The organism is Rhodococcus sp. IEGM 1302, from assembly GCF_030056935.1.
In the GTDB taxonomy this organism is placed as follows: Bacteria; Actinomycetota; Actinomycetes; order Mycobacteriales; family Mycobacteriaceae; genus Rhodococcus_F; species Rhodococcus_F qingshengii.
Genome location: NZ_JASHKY010000003.1, coordinates 193,861 through 200,097, shown reverse-complemented (window position 1 = coordinate 200,097; position 6,237 = coordinate 193,861). Strand labels below are relative to the sequence as shown.

Genomic DNA, 6,237 nt, shown 5'->3' with positions numbered 1-6,237 from the left:
GTGCGCCTTTATTAACCGCCCGCGGTTAATAAAGGCGCACAGCAGGTCTAGCCGGCCACCGCTTCGAGCTGCGGCGTGATCGATTCGAGCGAGTACTTCAGCGACAGCGACGACGGAGTGTTCAGGCCGGCAACAGTCGGATAGTCGACGATGGCCAATCCGCCACCCTTGACTGCAGGCAGGTCGGCAAACCCCGGCAGCTTCATCATGTCGTCGAGCGACCCGCCGTTGGGCAGCAGCACCACGACGTCGGCGCTGAGAGCGTCGACCCGTTCCGGGCTGAGTATCAGCCGGCCACCGGTCACACCGGCCTCGTCGACCAGCTTGGGCGGCAACGACATTCCCAGACGCGTGAACAGTCCCGAAGCACCGTCCTTGGGATCAGCGACGATCACCAACTGCGACGTCGGGAAGACGTACTGCGACAAAAGAGCGGTCTTACCCTTCAGCCCCGGCAACCGCTGCGCGAGCGCATCGATCTGCCCGTTTGTCGCCTCGACGATCTCGTCGGCTCGCGACTCCTTGTCGAGAACCCGGCCGAGAATCTCCACCTGGTCCTGCCACGGATCGACCTGGACGTCGGACAGACCGGCAATTGTCGGAGCGATCTTGCTCAACTGGTCGAAATCGTCCTGATCGGCGACGGAGAACCCGCCGAGAATCAGATCGGGATCCAAGGCTGCAATTTCTTCAGCTTTGAGCGGGACACCGAACTGCTGGATCGCCGAGCGATCGAGTTCCTTCGCCGACGCGTCCACGCCACTCTCCCACGGGAACAGACCACGCTCGTCGCCCATCGGGCCGGCAGCCAGGTACCCCACCGGCTGGATTCCGAGTTCGAGCAGAGCGTCGAGCCACTGGGTGTCGGCCGCGACGATGCGCGTCGGCGTCCCGGTGATCGTGGTGGCGCCGAACTTGTGGTCGATCGTGGTGACCCGACCGCCCGCGATCTCGTCGGCGTCCGAGGACGAACATCCGCTGATACCTACGACCAGCGCTCCCAAGAGAGCCACCGCCGAAAACTTCATCGCACGCACGAAAATACTCCTCCACTAGTTAGCAGAGGCTTACCTTCTCATATGGGACCCGGCTGTGTCCGACCTTGCTTTCAGGCGAAACGAGAGAGCAGGCGCTCCGCATCGGCGCCGATGCGTCGAACCACGTCGCCGGCCGGATGGGTTCCGTGTACGAGTCCGACAGCTTCTCCGGCGTAGACGACTCCGCTGTGGGGATCCGACGGGTCGTACGCCTTCGCCAGCATTTCCTCATCGGCGTCGACTCCGTGCCAGGCGGCAGTGAACTCGTTGGCCACCGCGCGGCCACCCCACCGCTGCGGCCACGGTTGACTGCGCGCTCGGTCGAACACCGAGGTGTAAATCGTGTCGGCACTTCCGGCTTCGACGACGCGGTCGCGGGCATAGTCCGGCCCGACCGTCTCCGGGCTGGCGAGCAGCGCCGTTCCGATCATCACGCCTTCCCCGCCGGCTGCCAGGACTGCGGCCAAACCGCGGCCGGTCCCGATTCCGCCGGCCGCCAGTACTGGAAGTGATGTCGTTTCGAGGATCTCCTGCAGCAGCGGCAAGGTTCCGATTCGGCCCGTGTGACCGCCTGCCTCACCGCCTTGCGCGATCACGCCGTCGACACCCGCGGCCTCGACAATGCGAAGGTCTTCGAGCGTATTGATCTGTGACACAACGGGAATGCCCGCATCGTGGATTCGTCCGACATACGAGGCGGGATCACCGAAAGACAAGGTGATCATGGTCGGCTCGACGGCAATCGCGGCGTCGAGCATCAACTCGTTCTCGGGCAGCGACCACGTCATCAGGCCGACGCCGAACTTTCCGCCGATCGAGCGGGCCACTTCAGCTTCGGCCTCGATCCACTCCGGTGTGTTGTACCGAGCCGCGCCGAGCAGACCCAACCCGCCGGCCGCCGATACAGCTCCGGCGAGCGCGCCGCCCGCGCGACCACCCATGGGCGCCCCGAGAACCGGGATTTCGATTCCGAACTCTCGGGACAACCAGGTGGTGACCATGCGCTCCTACTTCTTGGGCTTCTCGCCGACCGATTCCGACGTCAAGGCCGCCACGAATGCTTCCTGCGGCACCTCGACGCGACCGATGGTCTTCATGCGCTTCTTGCCTTCCTTCTGCTTCTCGAGCAGCTTGCGCTTACGGCTGATGTCGCCGCCGTAGCACTTGGCGAGAACGTCCTTGCGGATTGCGCGAATGTTCTCGCGCGAGATGATCTTCGCGCCGATCGCGGCCTGGATCGGAACCTCGAACTGCTGGCGAGGAATCAGCTCACGAAGCTTCGACGTCATGCGTCCGCCGTAAGCGCCGGCGTTGGAACGGTGCACGATCGAGGAGAACGCGTCGACGGCCTCGCCCTGCAGCAGGATGTCGACCTTCACCAGATCGGCCTGCTGCTCACCGGCCTCCTCGTAATCGAGGCTGGCATAACCCTTGGTGCGGGACTTGAGGGCGTCGAAGAAGTCGAACATGATCTCGCCCATGGGCAGTTCGTAGCGCAGTTCGACGCGAGTCTCGGAGAGGTAGTCCATGCCGCCGAGCTCACCGCGACGGGACTGGCACAGCTCCATGATGGCGCCGACGTACTCACTCGGGGCGATGACGGTGCACTTGGCGACGGGCTCGTAGACCTCGCGAACCTTGCCTTCCGGCCAGTACGACGGGTTGGTGACGATGACCTCGGCCCCGTCCTCCATCACGACGCGGTAGACGACGTTGGGCGCGGTGGAAATCAGTTCGAGGCCGAACTCACGCTCGAGGCGGTCGCGGGTGATCTCCATGTGGAGCAGGCCGAGGAAGCCGCAGCGGAAGCCGAATCCGAGGGCAACCGACGTCTCGGGTTCATACGCCAGGGCCGCGTCGTTGAGACGGAGCTTGTCGAGGGCATCGCGCAGCACGGGGTAGTCCGAGCCGTCCATCGGGTAGAGGCCCGAGTAGACCATCGGCTTGGGATCGCGGTAGCCGACCAGCGGTTCGGTCGCGCCGTTGCGGGTGGTGGTGACGGTGTCACCGACGCGCGACTGACGGACGTCCTTCACACCGGTGATGAGGTAGCCCACCTCGCCGACGCCCAGACCGATACTGGCCTTCGGCTCGGGGGAAATGATGCCGACCTCGAGCAGTTCGTGTGTGGTGCCCGTGGACATCATCGTGATCTTCTCGCGGGGACGGATCCGACCGTCGACCACACGCACGTAGGTGACCACGCCGCGGTACGCGTCGTAAACGGAGTCGAAGATCATCGCGCGGGCGGGGCCGTCTGCATCGCCGACAGGCGCAGGTACCTGCTTGATCACCTCGTCGAGCAGTTCCTTGACGCCCATACCGGTCTTACCCGAGACGCGCAGGACATCACCGGGCTCGCAGCCCGTGATGTGCGCGATCTCTTCGGCATAGCGGTCGGGATCCGCGGCCGGGAGGTCGATCTTGTTGAGGACGGGAATGATCTTGAGATCCTTCTCCATCGCCAGGTAGAGGTTCGCCAGCGTCTGAGCTTCGATGCCCTGAGCAGCGTCGACCAGCAGAATTGCGCCCTCGCATGCTTCGAGCGCACGGGAGACCTCGTACGTGAAGTCGACGTGGCCGGGAGTGTCGATGAGGTGGAGGACGAACTCTTCGCCGTCGACGGTCCAGGGCAGACGAACGTTCTGAGCCTTGATGGTGATGCCGCGTTCACGCTCGATGTCCATACGGTCCAGGTACTGCGCACGCATCGCCCGCTCTTCGACCACACCGGTGAGCTGAAGCATGCGATCTGCCAGCGTCGACTTACCGTGGTCGATGTGCGCGATGATGCAGAAGTTCCGGATCTGCGCAGGATCCGTGAACGTCTTGTCGGCGAAGCTGCTGATGGGAGACCCCTTAGTCGGACCGGCACCGGCCCGGATCCGGGCCACTGTCAACCCTCAGGATATCCAAGTCTCGGCGCCGCCGTACCAGGGGTTCCCACGGGCGGGTGATTATGCTCGAACGCTATGGCAAGCATGTGGAAGCAGATCGGCAGAACCCTCGGCGCCCTCGCGGTGGAGAAGGGCCCTGCGTTGCTGCGCCAGCTGCAGTCGTCCACGTCCCAGTCGTCTGCCTCGAAGCCGGGTCCGTCCGGCCGCCCGATCGCCGCGCGGACGTCTCCGACCGCACATCGCGCCCGCAAGGTCGAGTACTCCCCCGACCTCGACGGCAAGGCCGATCCGGGCGAAATCGTCTGGACCTGGGTTGCCTACGAGGAGGATCCGACCCAGGGCAAAGACCGCCCGGTGCTGGTTGTCGGCCGCGACGGCAACACGCTGCTCGGTTTGATGCTGTCCTCGCAGAGCAAACGCGAAGGCGAGCGTGATTGGCTCGCAATCGGTTCGGGTCCATGGGACGGCGAGGGAAGGCCCAGCTGGGTCCGGCTCGACCGGGTGCTCGACGTTCCCGAGAGCGGGATCCGGCGCGAGGGCGCCATCATGGATCACAAGAAGTTCGACGCGGTCGCGGCAAAACTTCGGGCCGACTTCAGCTGGAGCTGAAGCCGACCCGGACGATGGAAACAGTGTCGATCAGCTGTCCATACGGTTGAACCGTCCGAAGAGTGCTCGATAGATGAGTGCACCGAGCGCACCGCCGATGAGCGGGAACACGATGAACAACCACACCTGACCGAGTGCACCGTCCTGGAACGGCGCGACAGCGAGGCTTCGAGCGGGGTTGACGGAGGTGTTGTCGATCGGGATCGAGATCAGGTGAATGACGGCCAGGGTGAAGCCGATGGACACCCCGGCGAGAGGCACGTCGGAGATCTGGTCGGTCGACGCGAGAACGACGAATACCAGCAGTGCTGTCAGCAGGATCTCGATGATCATGGCGGCACCGATGCCGTAGCCGTCGGAAACCACATTTCCGAGAAGATTCTTCTCGGCAGACGGACTGTGTGCGCCCCAACCGTTTGCACCCAAACCGTCAGCAGCACGGTTGTACGCCGGGAGACTGTTGGCCACCGTGTAGATCACGACGCCTGCGACCAAGCCGCCGATCACTTGCGCGACAACGTAAATCGCCGCATTGACGGCTGAGATTCGCCCGATCACGAATTGGCCGAGAGTCACGGCTGGGTTGACGTGGCAACCGGAAATCGGGCCGATCGCATATACGAGGAACAGCAGGGTCAGGCCGAATGCGAAGGCAACTCCGAGGTTGCCGACTTTCGCACCTGCAAAGACGGCAGTTCCGACTGCGGAGAACACGAGCACAAATGTTCCCACCGCTTCGGCCGCATACTTCTTCACATCCGAGATCGGTTCGATCTCAGTCAATTCCTGTGCAGTTGGAGACATATTCCCACCTTCTTCTCATCGAACGGTAGTAATGCTCACGCGCCTAGATTTGCCGGACTTTACGCAAGCCTGGTGATCTCCACAACAACTTCGAGATCTGTGGAACGTCCACCGGAAAAGATTCCCTTCAAAGGCGGCACATCCGAATAGTCCCTTCCTATTCCGACCGAGACATGCTGTTCATTCACAGCTATCGCATTGGTCGGGTCGTATCCCCACCACGCGCCGGTCCACGCCTCGATCCACGCGTGCGATTCGCCGACCACCGTGTCCCCGACTGCCGCATCACGTTTGGGGTGGAGATAGCCGGAAACGTATCGACACGGTATCCCCATCGTTCGAAGCAATACCAAGGTCAGATGCGCATAGTCCTGGCAGACGCCTTTCCGTGCCGACCACGCCTCGACCGCCGACGTATGCACTCCGGTCGTACCGGGAACATATGACATTTCGCCGTAAACCCATTGCGACGCAGCCACTACTGCATCTTCAGGTGATTTATCTTTGCGCAATTCCTTGGCAATTGTCGCCAGCTTACGATCACGCGGAACATATCTCGTGAAACTCAGTTGTTCGTTGAATCGATCTTTAATCGCGTTTCCCGACAATTCATCCCAGTCGACGGTTTCCTCGGGCTGAACGAACGGTTCCGTCTCCACCACCGACAGCCCGGTCACTTCGAGTTCCGTATGCGGGGCGTGCAAGTCGAAGGCGGTCACCGCGGTGCCCCAGTAATCGGTGTATCGGTAGGAACGCGTTGCCGGCTGGGTTTCGACGCGCGTGAGTATCACCGTCTGCCTGGTGTCGCCGCGAGGTGTCAATCGCGCTTCGTTGTACGACGACGTCACCGGGGCGTCGTACGCATATCCCGTGGTGTGCACGACCCTCAT

6 protein-coding genes are annotated in these 6,237 nt (G+C 62.8%); 1 reads left to right on the top strand and 5 read right to left on the bottom strand.

Annotation, left to right across the window (positions count from 1 at the left end; translation table 11 throughout):
• Positions 1 to 47: 47 nt before the first annotated feature.
• The 3 genes from QM609_RS08015 to lepA form a co-directional block, all read right to left on the bottom strand.
• Positions 48 to 1,028 carry an ABC transporter substrate-binding protein gene (locus tag QM609_RS08015; protein ID WP_207624322.1) on the bottom strand — a complete coding sequence of 327 codons (981 nt, stop codon included), beginning with the start codon at positions 1,026 to 1,028 and terminating at the stop codon, positions 48 to 50.
• A gap of 80 nt (positions 1,029 to 1,108) precedes the next feature.
• A complete protein-coding gene (locus tag QM609_RS08010) occupies positions 1,109 to 2,038 on the bottom strand; it encodes an NAD(P)H-dependent flavin oxidoreductase (protein ID WP_030536619.1) in 930 nt (309 codons plus the stop codon).
• A 6-nt stretch (positions 2,039 to 2,044) separates the two neighbouring features.
• Entirely contained in the window at positions 2,045 to 3,937 is a 1,893-nt protein-coding gene (lepA, locus tag QM609_RS08005) for a translation elongation factor 4 (protein ID WP_003944564.1), read from the bottom strand.
• A gap of 72 nt (positions 3,938 to 4,009) precedes the next feature.
• Here lepA and QM609_RS08000 point away from each other — a divergent pair, with 72 nt between their 5' ends.
• The gene (locus QM609_RS08000; protein WP_050654647.1) at positions 4,010 to 4,543 is read left to right on the top strand and encodes a type II toxin-antitoxin system PemK/MazF family toxin; all 534 of its coding nucleotides are present in this window, start codon (positions 4,010 to 4,012) and stop codon (positions 4,541 to 4,543) included.
• Between the two features lie 30 nt (positions 4,544 to 4,573).
• Here the strand turns inward: QM609_RS08000 and QM609_RS07995 are convergent, their stop codons facing one another.
• Entirely contained in the window at positions 4,574 to 5,347 is a 774-nt protein-coding gene (locus QM609_RS07995; RefSeq protein WP_003944482.1) for an aquaporin, read from the bottom strand.
• 59 nt (positions 5,348 to 5,406) lie between these two features.
• Positions 5,407 to 6,237 (bottom strand): transglutaminase family protein, encoded by an 831-nt coding sequence (locus QM609_RS07990; RefSeq protein ID WP_007731033.1) that lies wholly within the window; start codon positions 6,235 to 6,237, stop codon positions 5,407 to 5,409.

Coding starts and splice junctions, on each gene's coding strand:
- QM609_RS07995 (WP_003944482.1), bottom strand. CDS start 5,347: ATGTCTCCAACTGCACAGGAATTGACTGAGATCGAACCGATCTCGGAT.
- QM609_RS08010 (WP_030536619.1), bottom strand. CDS start 2,038: ATGGTCACCACCTGGTTGTCCCGAGAGTTCGGAATCGAAATCCCGGTT.
- QM609_RS08015 (WP_207624322.1), bottom strand. CDS start 1,028: ATGAAGTTTTCGGCGGTGGCTCTCTTGGGAGCGCTGGTCGTAGGTATC.
- QM609_RS07990 (WP_007731033.1), bottom strand. CDS start 6,237: ATGAGGGTCGTGCACACCACGGGATATGCGTACGACGCCCCGGTGACG.
- QM609_RS08000 (WP_050654647.1), top strand. CDS start 4,010: ATGGCAAGCATGTGGAAGCAGATCGGCAGAACCCTCGGCGCCCTCGCG.